General features: G+C 65.8%; 14 protein-coding genes and 1 pseudogene. 9 read left to right on the top strand and 6 right to left on the bottom strand.

The features are described from left to right. The 4 genes and pseudogenes from ACZ3HL_RS09555 to ACZ3HL_RS09540 form a co-directional block, all read right to left on the bottom strand. Complete coding sequence (locus ACZ3HL_RS09555) at positions 1–360, bottom strand: hypothetical protein (RefSeq protein WP_465529931.1); 360 nt, start codon at positions 358–360, stop codon at positions 1–3. Beyond that, positions 357–1,729 (bottom strand): annotated as a pseudogene (locus ACZ3HL_RS09550) (DUF6357 family protein). The gene ACZ3HL_RS09555 and the pseudogene ACZ3HL_RS09550 overlap by 4 nt, the downstream one beginning before the upstream one ends. Continuing rightward, positions 1,698–2,261 (bottom strand): DUF6357 family protein, encoded by a 564-nt coding sequence (locus ACZ3HL_RS09545; RefSeq protein WP_465529929.1) that lies wholly within the window; start codon positions 2,259–2,261, stop codon positions 1,698–1,700. Before ACZ3HL_RS09545 ends, ACZ3HL_RS09550 begins: the two are co-directional and overlap by 32 nt. After that, entirely contained in the window at positions 2,258–2,788 is a 531-nt protein-coding gene (locus ACZ3HL_RS09540) for a hypothetical protein (protein WP_465529927.1), read from the bottom strand. The genes ACZ3HL_RS09545 and ACZ3HL_RS09540 overlap by 4 nt, the downstream gene beginning before the upstream one ends. Before the next feature lie 42 nt (positions 2,789–2,830). Here ACZ3HL_RS09540 and ACZ3HL_RS09535 point away from each other — a divergent pair, with 42 nt between their 5' ends. Continuing rightward, complete coding sequence (locus tag ACZ3HL_RS09535) at positions 2,831–3,181, top strand: hypothetical protein (protein ID WP_465529925.1); 351 nt, start codon at positions 2,831–2,833, stop codon at positions 3,179–3,181. 18 nt (positions 3,182–3,199) lie between these two features. On the opposite strand, the gene ACZ3HL_RS09530 is transcribed toward ACZ3HL_RS09535, so the two are convergent. Both ACZ3HL_RS09530 and ACZ3HL_RS09525 read right to left on the bottom strand, forming a co-directional pair. Beyond that, the gene (locus tag ACZ3HL_RS09530) at positions 3,200–3,580 is read right to left on the bottom strand and encodes a type II toxin-antitoxin system death-on-curing family toxin (RefSeq protein ID WP_465529923.1); all 381 of its coding nucleotides are present in this window, start codon (positions 3,578–3,580) and stop codon (positions 3,200–3,202) included. After that, on the bottom strand, positions 3,577–3,780 hold the full coding sequence (locus tag ACZ3HL_RS09525) for a CopG family transcriptional regulator (RefSeq protein ID WP_465529921.1): 204 nt from the start codon (positions 3,778–3,780) through the stop codon (positions 3,577–3,579). The genes ACZ3HL_RS09530 and ACZ3HL_RS09525 overlap by 4 nt, the downstream gene beginning before the upstream one ends. A 471-nt stretch (positions 3,781–4,251) precedes the next feature. Here ACZ3HL_RS09525 and ACZ3HL_RS09520 point away from each other — a divergent pair, with 471 nt between their 5' ends. From ACZ3HL_RS09520 to ACZ3HL_RS09485, 8 genes are all read left to right on the top strand, one after another. Next, positions 4,252–4,812 (top strand): DUF4303 domain-containing protein, encoded by a 561-nt coding sequence (locus ACZ3HL_RS09520; RefSeq protein WP_465529919.1) that lies wholly within the window; start codon positions 4,252–4,254, stop codon positions 4,810–4,812. Positions 4,813–4,904: 92 nt separating this feature from the next. Then, a complete protein-coding gene (locus ACZ3HL_RS09515; protein WP_465529917.1) occupies positions 4,905–7,145 on the top strand; it encodes an AAA family ATPase in 2,241 nt (746 codons plus the stop codon). After that, positions 7,142–8,191: a 5-methylcytosine-specific restriction endonuclease system specificity protein McrC gene (gene mcrC / locus ACZ3HL_RS09510; RefSeq protein ID WP_465529915.1), complete on the top strand. Its 1,050-nt coding sequence runs from the start codon at positions 7,142–7,144 to the stop codon at positions 8,189–8,191. The genes ACZ3HL_RS09515 and mcrC overlap by 4 nt, the downstream gene beginning before the upstream one ends. A gap of 466 nt (positions 8,192–8,657) precedes the next feature. Continuing rightward, on the top strand, positions 8,658–9,959 hold the full coding sequence (locus tag ACZ3HL_RS09505) for an AAA family ATPase (RefSeq protein WP_465529913.1): 1,302 nt from the start codon (positions 8,658–8,660) through the stop codon (positions 9,957–9,959). Further along, positions 9,956–10,795 carry an RloB family protein gene (locus ACZ3HL_RS09500; protein ID WP_465529911.1) on the top strand — a complete coding sequence of 280 codons (840 nt, stop codon included), beginning with the start codon at positions 9,956–9,958 and terminating at the stop codon, positions 10,793–10,795. The genes ACZ3HL_RS09505 and ACZ3HL_RS09500 overlap by 4 nt, the downstream gene beginning before the upstream one ends. Before the next feature lie 104 nt (positions 10,796–10,899). After that, positions 10,900–13,509, top strand: coding sequence for a type I restriction-modification system subunit M (locus tag ACZ3HL_RS09495; RefSeq protein WP_465529909.1), 2,610 nt, complete (start codon positions 10,900–10,902; stop codon positions 13,507–13,509). Positions 13,510–13,804: 295 nt separating this feature from the next. Next, positions 13,805–14,722 carry a restriction endonuclease subunit S domain-containing protein gene (locus ACZ3HL_RS09490; protein WP_465529907.1) on the top strand — a complete coding sequence of 306 codons (918 nt, stop codon included), beginning with the start codon at positions 13,805–13,807 and terminating at the stop codon, positions 14,720–14,722. A gap of 225 nt (positions 14,723–14,947) precedes the next feature. Next, entirely contained in the window at positions 14,948–18,547 is a 3,600-nt protein-coding gene (locus ACZ3HL_RS09485; protein ID WP_465529905.1) for a type I restriction endonuclease subunit R, read from the top strand. The last annotated feature ends 8 nt before the right edge of the window (positions 18,548–18,555 follow it).

The following is an 18,555-nucleotide window of genomic DNA, read 5'->3' as shown; positions in this document are numbered from 1 at the left end:
TCAGTCGAACTTCGGGTGCAGCTGTTCACGCATCTGCCGGAAGTTCTTCGGCTTCACGGCCCAGCGTTCCTCGTCGGTGTCCTCGAAGGTCACCTCGTACTTCCCGGCCGTCCGGTCGAACTGCACGAGGATCTTCACCGGCAACCTCTCACCGGGCCGGTAGTGGCCGCCCAGGTACGCGTCCACCGCGGCTTCGATGCTCGACCACTTGCAGGCCACGGGCGTGACACCTTCGGGCGAGTACGCGTACCCGTGCGCACTGCGAAACCCTTCGCCGAACTCCAGGATCATCGCCAGCGATTCCCAGCCGTCCACCGGCCCCATGGCGTCGGCCAGCGACGTGACGAGCTCGGCGGTCATGACCAGCGCCCGAGTTCGGCGTCGATACGCGGATCCGTGCGGACCCACACCTCACCGTCGGCGGCTCCCGGCGGGGTGTCCACGCGCTCGAGCCCGAGCGTCCGGACCAAGCTCAGAAGCTCGTCCCGGTCCTCACCCGCGTCCTCGGCGGAGTAGCTGTCGAACAGGACATAGTGCACGTCCCAGCGATCGTTGTACCCGGAATCGGCCCAGATCTTGCAGAAGCGATCCACCGTCTCCTGGTCGAACGGCGCGGCCTGCTCCTGTTCCCCCGCGGCGGCGAAACCTCTCGCGATGTCCTCGGCGCTCCACCACGCGACGGCTTCGGCGACCGCGGCCGAGGTGAACGTCTCCGGCGCGAGGAAGCCATCCAGAAGCCAGCCCGCTCCGGTGTCCTCGATGCCCAGCCGCGTCTCCTGCAAATGCGACACCAGCCCGTCCGCCATGGCGCAAGGACCGGAAAAGGTGAAGACGCCTGTCGCGGCCACGAGGGTGCCGCCGCCGGGCCGCGAGACTTCGAGCGTCGTGTCCGCTTCGATCACCAGCGCGAGAAGGTCTGCCGGCACGCCGTCGTAGAGCGCTGCCTGCGCCTGCGGGTCTTCGTAGAAGTTCAACGGGCTGGTGTGGTCGAACGTCACCACGAGACCGCGGCCGTCAGCGGCGAACCAGGCGTTGACGGTGTCACCCCCGCCGTTGCCGAAACCGAAGTGCGTGACCCCGTCGGCCGTCGCCGGCTCGCGCCCGTCGATGCGGGTCAGGACCTCCAGCCGATGGCGCAGCTCGCGGGGGTGTGTCCGCCGGAGCAGCGACTCGTCGACCACGGCGCGGAGCCGTGCCCGGTCGAGGGCGGCGACGTCCGGCCACCACGGCCCGCTGCGGTCGAGCGCGGCCGAACCGCCCCGGACGAAGTTGGCCACCTGGCTCCGGTAATCGCCGCCGTTGGTGACGAGGCGGTACTCGACCCGCGAGTTCTCCGCTCCCTTGACCCGGCAGATGGTGCCGGCGTCGAACATGAGCAGCAGCGCTTCTTCGTTCTGCTCGTCCTCGATACAGAACGTCGCGTTGTCTTCGGCGCGGTGACGGCCGACGAACTCCCGGAACGCGTCGGGCGCGGATCGCGCATCGCCCGGCGCCCACTTCTCCTCGTTGTCCTTGTCGTCGCTGAAGGTCAGTGGTCTCATTGTCATCCTTGCTTTATGGCCCTGTCGGCGGCTTCGGAGCAGACCAAGAAGCTCACCGTGCGCACCGCGTCGCCGGCGAGGTCCGGGAAGGCGCGGCGAACCGCACGCTGGACCTTCTCCTCCCTTCGCCGCCAGTCACGGTGCTTCACGGCGTGCTCACCTCGTCGCCGGTCGCGGGCGATCCGCATCCCGGTGCCCGGGGCCCGGACCTTCCCGCCCGTGTGCTCGAGGAGTGCCTCGTCGAGCGGGGGCCGACCGGGGGCGAAGGTGGTTCGCGTCGTACTCGCGGACGAGCGACCAATCGGACAGCACGCTCACGGAGCGCAACGCGTCGAAGAGCTGCCCGCGTTCGAGCAGCCCGACGTCCGCGCCTTGAGCGACAAGCCGTCGTTTGTCCCAGCGGATGTCCCGGAACAACGATTCGACGCCGTCCGGCGCGGCGAAAAGGATCGGGTCCAGCAACGCGACCGCCGCACGCTCGTCGAGCGGACCCCGGATCCCGGCCGCCTCGCACAGTGGCAGGATCGCGCTCCACAGCAGCAGAGGCCGGGTCAGGTCGTCGCGGATCACCGCCAGGTGGGCCTCCGAGACGGGGAAGCCGAACGTGCGAGGGTCGTGGTTGGCGTCGGCTCCGGCGCCGAGTTCGATCCTGAGCCCGCTGTCCGCGCGGATCACTCGCGGCATCCAGGGGTTCTCGCGGTTGAAGAGGACTTCGCTCATGACGCCCAGCCTCGGGCGACCTGGCCAAGGACGTCGACGATGCCGCGGGACACTGCCTCCAGCTGGCCGCGGCTGCCGATGATCGGCCGGGGGTACGGCGGATCCGGATCGGGCTCGCCCTGGGAACGGCGGATGGCCAGCGCCAGCGCGTGCAGCATCTCGGGCTCACCCTGCCGCTCGCCGTCCGCGAGCACCGCCAGGCGGCACTCCTGGGAGTTGATCCCCCGCCCGAGCAGCACCGCCAGGCTGCACACTGTCGGCCCCTCGGCGACTTCCACGGTGAACGACCGGTGGCGCGGGCCGGGGAACGTCGATCCCGGCGAAACCTCAGCCCCGGCCGCGCGATACGCCCGCATGAACTCCCTCGCGGGGAGCGCGGCGAACCCACCGCTCGCGGTGGGCAGGGAGTCTTCCTCGTAGGTACCCGTCGCCCAGTCGCGCTCGGCGTCGCACCAGCGGTACCAGTCCTCCGCGAAGTCCGTGCTCGCCAGGACACGGGCGAGCGGTGAGAGGGCGGGGCTCGTCATGCGGTTCATCCTCGGTCCGTGGCGGCGCGCTCGAATGGCCGCATGAAGAAGACGAAACGCGGGCCACTGCGGTTCCTCGTGATCGCCCGCACGGCCCCCGGGCGTCACCCGCACCCGATGGAGGTGGCCGTGCATCCGGCCGGCGCCGCTTCCCGCGTCTCGATCTCGGTGGGGCCGCATTCGGTGAACGCGGGTGGGCAGGTCGCGCTCTCCGCGGTGCTCGACGAGTCCCGGACCGGGCTCGATCCACTCTGGGAGAAAGATTTCGACGCCGCCGAGCTGCACTGGGCGGTTCCGTACCTCGTCCGTCTCCAGGCCGGGGAGGACGTGGCGGACGAGATCGTGGCGGCCTACAGGGCGCGGCACGGGGAGGCGCCCGCGACGATGTCCTAGGAACGCTACGGTGTGTGATCAGCCGGCTTCGGGGCGAGCCCACGCCGCGAGGCGCTGGGCCCCTTCCTCGTAGGCGACAGCCCCGGTCGCCGTCGCGATCACGAGCTCGTACGCGTCGTCCTCCGGCGCTTCCAGGTCGACACCGTTGAGGCCGTAAAAAACGAAGACCGCCATCCAACCCAGCCGCTTGTTGCCGTCGATGAGCGGGTGGTTACGGACGATCGACTCCAGCAGAACCGCCGCCTTTTCATGCAGGCTCAGATAAGCGTCCTGCCCCATCAGCGACGACTGCGGCCGATGCGCCGCCGCGTCGAGCAAGCCCAGATCCCGAATTCGGGAAACGCTCAGGTCGGCCGCGAGTGTGAGCAGGTCGTCCAGGGACAGGTACTCGATCTTCACTGCGCCAGGCGATCGAGCAACGACGCGTAGCGCGCCCGCCCGTCGCGCGACAGGGCACGCACTCGATCGTCACGGACGGACCGGGTCGCGGCGTCGGTGATCGCGCGCACGATCGCTTCGTGCTTGCTCACCCCGTTGGCCTCGGCGAGCAAGGCCAAAGCGCGCTCCTGCTCTTCGTTCAGCCTCAACGTCATCGCCATGAGCTCATGATACCACTTCGGTATCATGATCAAGTCTGCTCAGGCGTCAGGCTTCCAGGAGGGCGCGCGAAGAGCCTCGAAGTCGCCGTCGATGAACTCCTTGGCGATCACGAGCGCCTCGGCGCGGCCGGCATAGTCAAGAGTGCCAACGACTTCTCCGTCGCGTTCCGCCTGCTGGAAACAGACGGAGCGGCGGGTGAACTCGACGAACCAGTCGCCGCTGTCGTTGATGTCGACGACGACGTGCTCGGCATCGTCGTCGTTGAGCGCGTCCAGCAGGGCGGCGAAGACCTCGACGGAGATGCCGTCTTCGATCTGGACACCTCAACGATCGATGAACCAGACGTCGCGATCAGCACCCATGCCCTTACCTCCGTGGAGAATCCAGCTCCGCCGCGACCCTCCAGCGGTGAGGCCGATCCTATGTGTCGGCCCCCACACCACCGAGGAGCGAGCGGCGACAATGGCGCCATGGATCTCGAACTCCGCGCGTGGGCACGCGATTGGTCCGATCGGCTCAGATCGGCGCTCGAGCAGGCCATCGCGGCGGTCGCAGGACAGTTGCCGCCGGACGACGTGGCCGGCGTCGGCATCGCGACCGACGCCGACGCCACGTCGATCGTCGCCTTCGCCCACTCGCGGCGGCATCTCGACGAGATGATCGCCGAGGACCCGGAGTTCGCCATCGACGCGAGATGGCACCTCGGCGAGTGGGACATGGACATCCGCGGCGCCGAGGGGATCGACGACCCGCTGGAGCCGATCCGCGCCGAGGCGGAACGGGCGATGCAACGCTGCACCGGTCCGGGCCTTCGCGAGTTCCGGAGGACGGTGTGGGACTCGATCTCACAGGCGTTGACGGCCTCGGTCGCCGCCGGGTTCTTCGAGCAGTGGCCGAACGCGGCGCGGGTCTTCCTGCCACTCGACGCCGACGTCTCGGAAGCCGACATCGCGCGGTGGAACGCCGCGCTGAACGGTCAGGCCGAAACCGCGGAGTTCCGGGAGTTCCTGCAGGTCGACATCGGACGTTGAAGCGGAACTCCACTATGTTCCGTAACCGAACAACCTCGCGGACGATCGTCCGTGCCCCACGGCGCAGGCGACGAGTGGGGGAGGATGCAGACATGACCAACGAGCTGTCCGACCACACCCAGGTTGCTGTCGCAGCGTCGTCACGACCGGCCCCTGACATGGCGATCGCGCAGGAGGTCGGTGAGATCATCACCCACATGCTCGGCGATGGCCGATCGATCATCGACCCGGCGGCGATGATCTGGACGGCTTCCGTGGCCGAGGAGCTTCGGGCCAGGATTGGGGACAACCCGCTCATCGGCACCGGGCAGAGTCAATGGGAGAAGCTCGATGAGCAGCTCCACGGTGCGCCCAGGGAGATCGTGCTACTGGCGGCGGAACTCGTATTCCTCCGTGAGCATCCGCTGCGGTCAGCCCTGCCCGAGACTCGCAAAGCTCATGTCGAACGAGTCCTGGAACACCTCGACTCCCCCACGGTGCTCCCTGAGTCAATGGCAACGTGGTTGGCCCGCCCAGCCGGGATCGCAGGGTTCGAGCCGGGGTCCTGGTACAACGGCGCGCTGTGGCGGCACCTCATCTGGGCATCGATCTTCGTGCGCTACTGGAACGATCTATCCGACGCCGAGAGGGAGCGCGCGCAGACCGACCCGTGGGAATTGCAGCGAGTGATGCTCGCCTCCGGCGACGACCGTTCCGACATCCGCAACGCGTTGCAGTTCCTCGCTCGCCCCGACGTCTTCGAACCGATCTCTTCTGCGGGAATGAAGCAGAAGATCCGTGACGGCCTCACCGATCGGATCGGTGGGGCGACGGGAAACGACGCCGCATCGATCGACCGTGACCTGCTGGAGATCCGCACCGCACTGGCTCGGGAGGTCGAGGGGCCGTTCCACTTCTGGGCCCCAGGCTTGAAGGAGCTCTGGGACTCATCCCATGAGCCCCTTACCCCGGCTGCCGAGTCGGCGGGACTGGCCGAGCCTCGTCCCCGCCACTTTTGGCTGTACTCCCCTGGCGCGCAGGCCTCGCAGTGGGAGGCGTTCTCGGCCGACGGCATCATGGCGATCGGTTGGGATGAGCTCGATGACCTCGCGACATATCCAAGCCGAGAGGCGATCCGGCAGGCCCTCGACGTCGAGGGAACCGGCGGGTCGAGGAAGAATGCGGTTCTGGCGTTGTGGCAGTTCCAGAACGAGATCGCAGTTGGCGACATCGTCTATGCGAAGCGCGGCCGACGGGAGATCGTCGGCCGCGGTGAGGTCACGTCCGACGCGCGCTTCGAGCTAGAACGCGCGTCGTTCCGCCACCTCCGGTCAGTGAAGTGGACCCATACGGGGTCCTGGGAGCACCCCGGGGACGCAGCGACCAAGACGTTGACCGACATCACCCCGTATCACGACTATGTCCAGAAACTCGAGGCTGTCGTCACCGGAGAAGTCGAGCCGGAACCGCCCGTCCCACCGACGCCGCTCCCGGCGTACGACAAGGTGGCGTTCCTCAGCGAGGTCTACCTATCCGAAAAGCGGTATGACCGGCTGCGCGCGCTACTGGCGCGCAAGAAGAACGTCATCCTCGCCGGCCCTCCAGGCGTCGGGAAGACATTTACTGCCAAACGCCTGGCCTACTCGATCATGGGCGCGAAGGATCCCAGCCGGGTCCAGATGGTCCAGTTCCATCAGAGTTACTCGTACGAGGACTTCATGATGGGTTACCGGCCCACCGAGAGCGGCGGTTTCACCCTCGCAGAGGGGCCGTTCTACCGATTTTGCGAGGAAGCGCGCGCCGACGACGATGACCGGCCGTACTTCTTCATCGTCGATGAGATCAACCGCGGCAATATCTCCAAGATCTTCGGCGAGCTGCTGATGCTCATCGAGGCCGACAAACGAGGTCAGGACCTGCGGCTGCTGTACAAGAACGAGACGTTCTCCGTTCCAGCGAACCTCCACATCATCGGCATGATGAACACCGCCGACCGCAGCCTCGCTGTCCTCGACTACGCGCTGCGCCGTCGCTTCGGGTTCTTCGAGATGCTCCCCGGCTTCGACTCGGCCGGGTTCACACGCTGGCAGCAGGACGCCGGCAGCCCAACCCTCGACCGCATCGTCGCCGTTGTCGTCGATCTCAACCGGGCCATCGCCGATGACCCGGCGCTCGGCCAGGGATTCGCCATCGGCCACAGCTTCCTGTCCCGGCCCACGGACAGCGACGCCGACGACGCGTGGCTGTACTCCGTCGTCGAGGACGAGCTGATCCCGCTCATCGACGAGTACTGGTTCGACGAACCGGCCAAGGCCGAGGAGTGGGCAGGCAAGCTCCGGGCAGCCGTCGCATGACCGATCGGTCGATCGCCATCCGCAACGTATACGTGATGATCGCGTACGCGTTCCGGGCGATCCGTAGCAGCGGGATCGAGCACGTGGCGACCAAGCGGTTCGACCACCTCCACGACCTGCTCGCCGAGATTCTCGTGCGCGGCATCGGCTCGCAGGTCAAACGAGGTATTCACCGCGATTACCTGCACCGCGGCGATGAGCTCGCCACCGTTCGCGGGCGGATTGACCTCACCCGAACGGTGGCGCAGCGCTCGACCAAGCGGGGGCGGCTCGTGTGCGAGTTCGACGAGTACGAATCCGATACGCCGCATAACCAGGCGCTGAAATCGGTCATGGTGCTGCTGCTCCGCCACGGCGAGGTCACCACATCGCGCAAAGACAAGCTGCGCAGGCTTCTGCCGTACCTCGAAGCTGTCACCCTCATCGCGCCGACATCGATCCGCTGGAGTGAGCTCACCTACCACCGCGCCAACGCCACCTACCGGCTGCTGCTCGGCGTCTGCGAGCTGATCGTCCGCGGGCTCCTCCCCACGCAGGACTCCGGAAGTGCCAAACTCACATCATGGGTCTCCGACGAGGCCATGAGCAGGCTGTACGAGCAGTTTCTGCGCGAGTATTACGCCGTCCACCATCCCGAGCTGTCCCCAGGCGCGCCCACCATTGCTTGGGACCTCGACGAGCCGCGCGACCACAGCTCGCAGCTGCCCTTGATGCGCACCGACGTCACGCTCCGCCACGGGGAGCGCACTCTCATCATCGACGCGAAGTACTACAGCCATTCGATGCAGACCGGAGCATGGGGCAAGGCGACCGTCCATTCCGCGCACTTGTACCAAGTCCTGGCATACGTGAAGAACGAGGACACCCAGCGCGACGGATCCGTCAGCGGGCTGCTTCTCTACGCGCGGACCGACGCCGCAGAGCAACCTGATCTGGACGTCGTAGTTCAAGGCAACCGAATCGTCGCGAAAACCCTCGACCTCAACCGGCCGTGGCAGCACCTCAGCGCTCAACTCGAAGATGTACTCCGCTTGCTTGAGAACTGACGCACCCCTCTGCTTCGCCCGCTCCGGCACGGCCCAGCGTCCCATGGAGTGATGGACGGCCAGCGCTCGGTGTGGAACACCCGCACGCCGGCTTCAGACGTAGAAGTGGAACTCCACCACGTCGCGGCACAGATCAACTCCAAGCGCCGGACTCGCTGCCCATCGGATCGAGGCCAAAGTTTGTCGATTTCGGGCCTGACGCCGACGCTTCCAGTTCACTCACTGACAGCCGATCATATTACAGAACGTGAGTCGTGTGATCGCGTCGACAATCCTCCCAAATCCTGGACGGACCGACGCGACGGCCTGGTCAGGGCGGTGAGACCATCTCCCGGCAGTAGGCCGGACTGGCCACCGACCAACTGCCGTCATAGGCTTCATGTGCGGATCGTCCGCAGAAGGTTCAAGTACGAGACGGGGCGGTCTCCCGCCCTACTGGAGGTCGATAGTGCTCCTCCGTTTTCGAGTGGCCAATCACCGCTCGATACGTGATGAGTGTGAGCTGTCGTTCGTCAGCACCTCAGCCGATGAAGGCGTGGCGCGCTCGACCCAACTGCGCGACCAGAACAAAGAGGTGTCAGTCCTTCCAGTAATCGGCATCTTCGGTGCGAACGCGTCCGGCAAGACGAACCTCCTTCGGGCTCTGTTCGACATGCGGGACGCCGTACGCACGTCGTTCGCGGACTGGGCGACCACGGCGGGGGTGCCACGTCAGCCGTTCAAGCTGGACCCGGCCGCCGCGGACGAGACGACGCTCTACGAGGTCGACCTGATGCTGGGGACGAGCCCAGTGCGCTACACCTACGGCTTCGAACTCTCGGACGAACGGGTGGAGGCAGAATGGCTGCACGCCTACCCCGAGGGCACGCGCGTCGTCTGGTTCGACCGCGAGGCCGATCGCCCTGAGGCCGAGGGCGGCGAATTCCTCTTTCCCAGCTCCAGCCAGGACTCCGACCCCGGCGTAGGTACCGGCTTCCAGGGACAACCGGACGTACTTGTGCCCGTCACCCGCCCCAACGCCCTATTCCTGTCCACAGGCGCAACTCTGAATGATCCTCAACTGGCCGCCCTGCACAGGTGGTTTATCAACAACCTGTGGCTGATGACCCCCGGTCAAGATGTCAAGGCCAGAAGTGACTGGACGCAGCGTATGCTGGCCGACCCGAAGCGCGGTAAGGGCTACCGGGAGTGGCTCGTCGAACTGCTCTCCATCGCTGACCTGGGCATCAGTGGCATTGACATCGACCGTAAGACGGGCGAGATCGCCCTGCGCCACCGCAGCTCAGACGGCAGCGACATCGCTCTCGACTTCGTCGGTGAGGAGTCACTCGGCACTCACTCATGGTTCGCTTTCCTCGGCCCGATGCTCTCTGTCCTCGACGCCGGCACGGTGCTCTTGGTGGACGAGCTCGACTCCAGCCTCCACCCCACGCTGGCCGCCGAAGTCGTACGGCTCTTCCAGAACCCCAAGTCCAATCCCCGGGGTGCGCAACTGCTCTTCACCACACACGACGCGACGCTGCTCGGCAGCGCGGTCCTGGACCGCCCGCTCGCCCGCTCGCAAGTGTGGCTCACCTCGAAAAAGGCATCAGGCGAGACCGAACTGTATCCGCTCGCGGCGGCAGGGCCCGGCGACGACGAGGACTTGGAACGTGGATACCTACGCGGCCGATATGGCGGTTCGCCACGGGTCAGTGTGGGCGAGATCGCTCGCGCCCTGATCTGGAAGGAACGGGAACGTGAGCGGGAGGCGAAGGCGCCAGCGTGAGTGGGTGGGGCGGGCAGGAACAGGCCACGAGCGACAACGAGTCCGATGGGGCACCGAAGAAGCGGAAGAGGCGTAGAGGGAGCAGCGACGAGGGACGCCCGCTGGCCCCCGTCCAATGGGCCGAGCACAAGCAGGAGCGGGTTCTCTACGTGGGCTGCGAGGGCGAGTCAACCGAGCCGGACTACCTGGACTATCTGGTCAAGCGATTCGGATCCGGAGAGCGCACGGGGCAGCCATTCCGGATTGTCCCTGTCTACAAGGCGAACGGTCTGCTGCCCGAGCAGGTAGTGGAAGTCGTACGCGAGCACGCCGAGAAAGACGAGACCTGGGCCTTGTTCGACCGCGACGAACACACGCGGATTCCGCAGGCCGTAGAGGATGCAGCAGCCGACAGCACCGAGATCTGCTTTTCTCATCCGTCCTTCGATCTGTGGCTGCTCCTGCACTTCCAGTCGTTCAGCGGACGGCAGAGCGGCAAGAGCACGAATGTGGTGAACAAGCTCCGCAAGGCCGATCCCGCCTTCAGCCGCTTCGACAAGAAGAACGACAAGAGCATCCAGGGGCCGCGTCGCCAAGCGTTGGAGGGCAAGGCCAAGGCCGCCATCGCAAACGCTAAGAGCCTTGTCACCCAGTGTGAGCACGGGGCGTGCAAAGCCAGTCAGCACGAGGCCGTCCCCGTCGACCGCATCAGCCCTCACAACCCCGACCACCTGCCCCAGTCGCCGCGCAAGTGGGCCGCCCGTTCCGGCCATTCTCTGGACTGCGAGGTCCTGGGCCGGGACCCGTCCACCGATGTGTGGCGTCTCCTCACCAGCCTCGGCATCGAGGACGACTGACGCGGGCCCTCTAAGTCAGGTGCTTCGGGCATTTTCCGCTCGAAGTCGCGGGGCGTCTACTCTGCTCTGGCACTCCCACTCACTTTCCGAAGAAGGACCGGCGCGTGGCCCGAATCACCCTTCCCCAGCTGGAGCGGCACCTGTTCGCCGCCGCCGACATCCTGCGCGGACGCATGGAGCCCTCCGACTACCGCGACTACATCTTCGGGATGCTGTTCCTCAAGCGGGCATCAGACGAGTTCGAGCCCGAATGGAGTCGTGTCTACCAGGAGCGGTTGAAAGCGACGGGCAGCCAGAAGGAGGCGTTGCTGCGGGCGAACAACCCCGACTACTACACCCACGTCTTCTACGTCCCGCCACGCGCACGCTGGTGGACGGGGCCGCACGTGCTCGACGCCGAGCATCCCGAGATGACTGTCCCGGGCATCGAGGGTCTCACTGCGGAGACAAAGGGCCCTGACGGCAACCCCATGAAGGTGGGCGAATACCTGGATATAGCGCTCGTCGCCCTCCAAGAGGGCAATTCAAGGCTGTCCGGCGTCGCCTCGCACATCGAGTTCAATGCGATCGCCGGTAGCAAGTCCCGCTTCGCTCCCAATGAACTGCTCGCTCTGATCAGGCACTTCAGCCTCTACCGGCTCCGCAACGAGGACTTCGAATTCCCCGACATGCTGGGTGCGGCGTACGAGTACCTCCTTGGCCGGTTCGCGGACTCCGCCGGCCAGAGCGGCGGAGAATTCTACACACCGCGCTCGGTGGTGCGGATGCTGGTGCGTCTCCTCGACCCGCAGCCGCTGGAAAGCGTCTACGACCCGTGCATGGGCTCCGGCGGCATGCTCATCGCCGCCCGCGAGTACGTCGAGGAGCATGGCGGCAACCCCGACGAACTCGGCATCTACGGCCAGGACCGCAACCCCGCATCCTGGTCGATGGCCAGCATGAACATGGTGCTGCACGGCATCCGCAAGTTCGACCTCAAGCACGGGGACACTCTCACCGAGCCGCTTCACCTCGACGAGAACGACCGCCTGATGACCTTCACCAAGGTCCTCTCCAACCCTCCTTTCTCCCAGCCGTACGACAAGTCACAAGTGGCAGCAGCTGACAAGCAGCACGGCACACGCATGAACTGGGGCTGGGCGCCCGAGAAAGGCAAGAGGGCCGACCTGATGTTCGTTCAGCACATGGTCTCGGTGCTGGACGAACGCGGCGTGGTCGCCGTCGTCATGCCACACGGCGTGCTCTTCCGGGGCGGCAAGGAAAAGGAGATCCGGGAGGAACTCCTCCGCGATGACTGTTTGGAGGCGGTGATCGGTCTCGGCCCGAACCTCTTCTACGGTGTCGGTATCCCGGCCTGCGTCCTCATCCTGCGCCGCCCGCGCCGTAAGCATCCTGACCGCAGCAAGAGGGTGCTCTTCATCAACGCCGACCGTGAGTTCACGGTCGGCCGCAACCAGAACGAGTTGGGCCCGGAGCACGTCGAGAAGATCGTCACGGTGTTCCAGCAAGGACGACAGATACCGGGCTACTCGCGATGGGTCACGAGGGATGATCTCCTCTCCGAGGGCGCCAACCTCAATATTCGCCGTTGGGTGGACAATTCGCCGCCCGCAGAGCCGCAAGACGTACGGGCGCATCTGTACGGCGGCGTCCCCGTGTCGGAGGTCGCGGCGCAGGCAGACCTATTCGGAGCGCACGGGGTCGATGCGTCCACGCTGTTCGCCGCACGCGACGGTGATCCCGACTACTACGACTTCCTGCCGGAGGAGCCTGAAGCCACAGTCCGCCGCATCGCGGAACAGGCCTCTACGCAGGAAGCCTCGCTCCGAGCCGCGTACGCGGAATGGTGGGCAAAGGGCGCGACGTTATTCGGCAAGCTGGTCGAGAACAAGAAGCTTATGGACTTGCGGACCGGGGTGCTCGCGGGCTTCACCGAGTCGATCGGACAGGTGGGCGTCCTCGACGAGTACCGCACGGCGGGCATCATCGCCGACTGGTGGACGCACGCGCGCTACGACATGAAGGCTCTGGCAGCGGGCGGCTTCGGGCGTGTCCTCGAAGGCTGGGTCGACTCGACGGAGGCGATCGTGAGGCCCGCAGAGGGATCGGTGAGCAATACTGGGTCCGCCCAGAAGCCGAAGGCGACTGTTTCGGCTGCTGACCGTCGACGCGCGATGGACCAGCCGGTCGTACGTCATCTCATCCCAGACTTCCTCAAGCAGTACGCGGTCGCAGAGGTTGAGGTGGCGACGGCCGATGCGGCGTACAAGGAGGCTGCGGACGCGGTAGCCGCGGCGACGCAGTCGTCGGAGGACGGCGAGGACGACTCCGGGGCGGAGGAGACCGCCGAGCCGGTTTCGCCCGAGGAGCTGGCTCGCCTTGAGGCCGAGTTGGCGGCCTGCAGGAAGGCGAGGGCAGCAGCGACGAAGAAGCGCAAGGCGCTGGACGACAGTTTCCTGAGGGATCTGATGGCGTCGGCGGAGCTGGTCCTCCTGGATCAACAGCGGACCCAGGAGATCGTCCTGGCTGTGCTGGACGAGGACTTGACGGAACGACTTGACGCGGCGGTCGCGGTGGGGCGGCGCGAGCTGGTGGCGGTGTTCCGACGGTGGGCGGAGAAGTATGCGGTGTCGTTGAGCGAACTGGAGGGCGCCAGCGAGACGGCTCAGGGGGAGCTGGGAATTTGGCTTAAGGAGCTGGGTTATGGGCGCTGAGTACATGGCCGATAGCCGTACGGTACCTCTGAAGGACGTACTCCGACGGGTCGAGACGGGATGGAGTCCGGTCTGTGAGCCCCGACTTCCGGCAGGTGACGAGTGGGGGGTCCTGAAGCTGAGCGCAGTGACCTCCGGTTCCTTCTTGGAGGAAGAGGCCAAGACGTTGCCAAGGGGCGTTGCCCCCCGCCCTGCGCTGCAGGTAGCCCCGGGCGACGTACTGGTGTCACGAGCCAACGGCGTAAAGGCCCTTGTTGGCGCCGTCTGTTCGGTGGGCCAAGTGCATCGTAGGCTAATGGTGCCAGACCTGGTATTCCGGCTAGTAGCAGACACTGAGGTGCTCGATCCGAACTTCTTGGCCATCGCACTTGCGTCGGCCGCCGCTCGTAGACAGATCGATGGAGTCATGCGAGGGTCGAGCGGTCAGTACAAGATCTCTCAGGCGGACATACGTATTCTGCGTGTGCCCAGAATGCCGCTTGACGAGCAGCGCCGGATCGTTGCCGCGCATGCCGCGTTCGAGCGGCAGATCGGGGCGTTGGGGAGGGTGGCGGCCAAGCGGGCCCAGCTACTTGACGCCCTGATTGAGCAGCTTCTAGGAGCGAGTGGCGGGAAGGTTGGCCCGCTCAAGGAAGCGGGCGTTTCCATCGACGCGGGCATCACTCTGGGGTCCCATCGTGTACCGAGCCTCAGGCCAACGGGGTACTTGCGCGTGGCCAACGTTCGTAAAGGCTGGATCGAAGGGGACATCGCTCTATTGGAGGCGATGGAACGAGACCATCACCGCTACTCGTTGGCTTCCGGCGATCTCCTCGTGGTCGAGGGGCATGCGGACCCTGAGCAGATCGGGCGTTGCGCAATCGTAGGAGCCGACCAAGTCGGCCTTCTCTACCAGAATCACCTTTTCCGGCTTCGCTTCGAAGATGCGCTCCCTGAGTTCGCCATGCTGTGGCTCAATTCGCGTACAGTGCGCAGTTACTGGAAATCCCAGTGCGCTACGAGTTCGGGCCTGTACACGATTAACTCAAGGTTGCTGGAAGGAGTTCCGTTTCCTTGGGTGAGGCGTGATGAACAGGAGCGCATTGTGGGCGTTTGGAAGGCAGAGAGTCACGCTGCAGGCTTACTGAATCAGCGCATCGCCAAGCTGCGTACGGTACAGCGGGGCGTTGTCGAAGACCTGCTCACAGGCCACTCGAAGATATGCGCCGCCTGAGTGGACCCGACTTTTATGCCCGCAACAGCGCCCCAACACAGCCCAGCCGTCACCAGGTCGGCCAAATTGTAGTTCAGCCGTCGACCGAGGTCCCAGGAGCCGGTGCCCATTCTTGTGGCTTGACCAAAGATCGAAACGCATCTTGCCAACTCTCTGCCCTGGCGCAAGTTTGCCCCTACGCTGCAGGATGACACTGGAGCGGACAGTGAGGGCGGGAGTTTAGCGTTGAGTGGACGGCAGGAGCCAGAAGACCAAACAGGGTCGGAGTACGCCGGGCCGGAGTACGTCAGGACCGAGAAACCGCTGATCGAGCAGCTGATCGAACTTGGGTGGGAGCATCTGGAAGGCGCCCCGCCTGGAAAGCCCGCCAGCGGTGCGGCGCCATCACGGCGGGCGACGTATGAGCAGGTCGTCTACGGGGACCGCTTCCGGGAGGCCGTGGCTCGGATCAACCCGGCTCCCAGAGGCGGCAGCACCTGGCTGACCCCCGCCCAGCTCGACCGTCTCCTCGCACTCGTACTCGGCACTGCCCCGGGCCAGGGCCCGGCCGAGCGTGGCGTGGCCGCCAACCTCGCGGTGACCAAACTGCTGCGTGACGGCGTCAACGCCCGCACCTTGCCAGGATGGAGGAGGGGCAACCCCGAGCATGTCCGGCTCGTCGACTGGGAGGGGGAGAACGGCGGGCGTAACGATCTGCTGGCCGTCAGCCAGTTTCGCGTCGACCGCAAAGGGCTGTCCCACATCACCCCGGATCTTGTGCTGTTCGTCAACGGGCTCCCCTGGGTGGTCATCGAGTGCAAAGCTCCGCTCACCTCCGGGAGCGACAGCAGGGCCGCCCTGGACGAAGCCGTCGGCCAGGTCTGCCGCTACGCGAGCCTCGAATCCCCCACACCCGTCCCCGAGTTCATCCGCTTCGCGCAGGTGCTGATCGGCACTGACCGCACTTACGCCGAGCTCGGCACCGTCACCTCGACCCCCGAGTACTTCACACCGTGGCGTACGACCGAGCCCGCGCCCGCCGACGGTTGCGATACGGACATGGCCGTCCTCGTCGCAGGAGTACTCACCCCTGCCCATCTCCTCACCCTGGTGAGGGACTTCACCACCGAGCGCGGGCAGGGCGGCCGCACGCTCAAGGTCGTCGGCCGCTACCAACAATTCCGGGCTGTACGGAGGCTCGCCCGTGCGCTGCGGGAACGTACGACGGTGATCGCGGCGGGGCACCCCGCCGGGCAGCGAGGCGGAGTCGTCTGGCATACCCAGGGCTCCGGCAAGAGCCTCACCATGGCCTTCCTCGTACGTCACCTCAGAAGTAGCCATGAACTGAAGGGGCACAAGGTCGTCGTCGTCACCGACCGCATCGACCTGGAGAAACAGATCCTGGAATCCATGGCCGCGGCCGAGGAGACCGTCCATCGGGCAGACGGAGTCGTGGACGCTCGCGCGCAGCTCGCGGTGCGAGTGCCAGACGTCGTCCTGGTGATGCTCCAGAAAGCACAGCGTGATGACGCTGCCTATGACGGGCACGAGGAGAGCTTGGGGTCAGCAGACAGCGGCGAAGACGCCCGCGTCCAGATCCGGCCCGCGAACACCAGCCCGCACATCGTAGTTCTCATCGACGAGGCGCATCGAGGTCAGGACAGCTGGTTGCACGCCCGACTGCGCGCCCTCCTGCCGAACGCCGTCCTCGTGGGTTTCACCGGCACCCCGATTATCGGTGACGCGCGCAAAAATACCGAGGAGATCTTCGGGCCGCTCGTCGACACGTACACGCTACGTGACGCGGAACAGGACCGGTCTGTCGTTCCGGTGCGATACGAGGCGTACGAAGTGCCGCTGGAAGTCGTCGAGAAGGCCGCCCTGGACGCCAACTTCGACGAGCAGGTGCCTCCCGAACCAGACCGGCGTATCCGCGTGCTGCGGAAGTTCGCGCGTCAGAGAGAGATCCTCGAAGCCTCCTCCGTGATCGCGGACAAGGCCGACTACATGCTGCGGCACTGGGCGGTCAACGCTCTGCCTGACCGGTTCGGCGCCCAGCTCGTGGCAGTGTCCCGGCGCGCGGCCGTCAGTTACCGAGCTGCCCTTCTTGCCTCCCGTGACCGGTTGGTCAGGCGGCTCGACGCGCTCGACCCGGCCCTGCGCGAGGACCCAGTGGCAGTGCTAAACACCGATGACGAGACACGCCAGCTCCTCGCCATGCTGCCGCACCGTGACGTCCTCGCCTCGATCGATGTCGCGGTGGTGATCCACGGAGACAGACAGAAAGACCCCGCGGAGTGGCGGGACTGGACATTGAAGTCCCGGCAGGACGCGTATATCAAACGTTTCAAGGCGGGTCTAGGCGACCCGCACGGCACCGCCGCCGACCCCTCCTGGGATGTAGACCCACATGCCGGGCCAGGTCAGGGACCGCCCTCATCCGGTGCGCCCATGACTGACGTGTGGCGGGCAGGTGATGTCACTGGTATGGAAGAGGACGACGGTGGCCGAGCCGCCGACGTCGGCGACCAAGAAGACACTGAGCCACTCGCCTTCCTCGTCGTCCAGTCGATGCTGCTCACTGGCTTCGACGCACCCGTCGAACAGGTGCTCTACCTGGACTGTTCCCTCTCCGGAGTGGGCCTTCTGCAAGCCGTGGCCCGCACCAACCGGCCATATCCGCGCAAGAGGTGGGGGTTGGTCGTCGACTTCGTCGGCATCGGTCCCGAACTGGCGAGCTCCCTGCACGCGTACGAGCAGCACCACCTGCGTGAGGTGTACGGCTTCCAGAACGTGACCGTCGACCATCTCGACCCGGACTTCAAAGGAACGCAGCCCACCGGCGACGGTCTGCTCCTCCAGGCAGATGCCGCCGCCGACCGGCTCCTCAAAGATCTACACGGCTCCGTCGCCCGTTTCCTCGATGGGCGGCAACTCGCCTCTTACGATGCTTACGGCACCATCTCTCTTGCCGACGATCAGCGCCGCGAGGACCTTCTCGATTTGCTAGCCGACCCGCTGACGCGCGGTGAGTTCGACGAATTGGCGCGTGATTTCCTCGAAGCCCTCGGCGCCGTCCTACCCCGGCCGTACGCACTTACCTACGAGCAGCTCGCGGGTCACCTCGGAGAAGTCCAGTACCTGGCACGACAGAGGTACTTGGACGGGCGCGACGAGTTCAGCCCCCGCCGGTACGCAGCGAAGGTACGTCGGCTCATTGCCGACCATATCCGGGTCACCGGTGTCACGCTGCGAATCCCTCCCATCGAGCTGACCGCACCCGACTTCTTGGAACGCGTCGACGCCAACCACGACGCGCGCGCCAAGACCCGCTACATGGTGAGTCGGCTGCGTACGCACATCACAGCGAATATCGGCGCGGATCGGGCTCGCTACGAACTGTTCAGCAGCCGCCTGGAGGAGATCGTCCAGCGGATGCGCCGCGACTTCGAACAAGCCGCGACCGACCTCGCGCAACTCGTCAGCGATGTCACCGAGGACGTCGAGGACTCGGGACCGAGCCTTCACCCGATGACCGAGGCACCCGTGTACCGGGCGCTACTAAGGGAACTGAAGCGACCTGATGCGGTTCTGGTGCCGGCGGAGATCGATCTGCCGACGGCAGCGTGCCGAATCACCGGGGAGTTAGCGAACCTTGTCAGGCAGCCGCATTTTCCCGCACAGTCCGATGCACGCAACGACGTACGCAGGGAACTCCGCTTCAAGGTGGCCAACCACCTTCACCTGGATTGGGACAATACAGCGGACATGGCGGCTGACCTTCTGGAACTCGCCGTGGAGCGATGCGACGACTTCCTGCGTTATGAGGCGCGACCACATCAGTAGGCGCGGCG

Source organism: Amycolatopsis sp. NPDC000009 (genome assembly GCF_055563465.1).
Note: the sequence above shows the minus strand (reverse complement) of the source record. Positions and strands in the feature narration are given on the sequence as shown.

What these genes read in the sequence shown, in the direction of transcription:
- ACZ3HL_RS09515 (WP_465529917.1), top strand. Translation starts at nt 4,905, where the DNA reads ATGACCAACGAGCTGTCCGACCACACCCAGGTTGCTGTCGCAGCGTCG.
- ACZ3HL_RS09520 (WP_465529919.1), top strand. Translation starts at nt 4,252, where the DNA reads ATGGATCTCGAACTCCGCGCGTGGGCACGCGATTGGTCCGATCGGCTC.
- ACZ3HL_RS09535 (WP_465529925.1), top strand. Translation starts at nt 2,831, where the DNA reads ATGAAGAAGACGAAACGCGGGCCACTGCGGTTCCTCGTGATCGCCCGC.
- ACZ3HL_RS09525 (WP_465529921.1), bottom strand. Translation starts at nt 3,780, where the DNA reads ATGGCGATGACGTTGAGGCTGAACGAAGAGCAGGAGCGCGCTTTGGCC.
- ACZ3HL_RS09540 (WP_465529927.1), bottom strand. Translation starts at nt 2,788, where the DNA reads ATGACGAGCCCCGCCCTCTCACCGCTCGCCCGTGTCCTGGCGAGCACG.
- ACZ3HL_RS09545 (WP_465529929.1), bottom strand. Translation starts at nt 2,261, where the DNA reads ATGAGCGAAGTCCTCTTCAACCGCGAGAACCCCTGGATGCCGCGAGTG.
- ACZ3HL_RS09490 (WP_465529907.1), top strand. Translation starts at nt 13,805, where the DNA reads ATGGTGCCAGACCTGGTATTCCGGCTAGTAGCAGACACTGAGGTGCTC.
- ACZ3HL_RS09555 (WP_465529931.1), bottom strand. Translation starts at nt 360, where the DNA reads ATGACCGCCGAGCTCGTCACGTCGCTGGCCGACGCCATGGGGCCGGTG.
- mcrC (WP_465529915.1), top strand. Translation starts at nt 7,142, where the DNA reads ATGACCGATCGGTCGATCGCCATCCGCAACGTATACGTGATGATCGCG.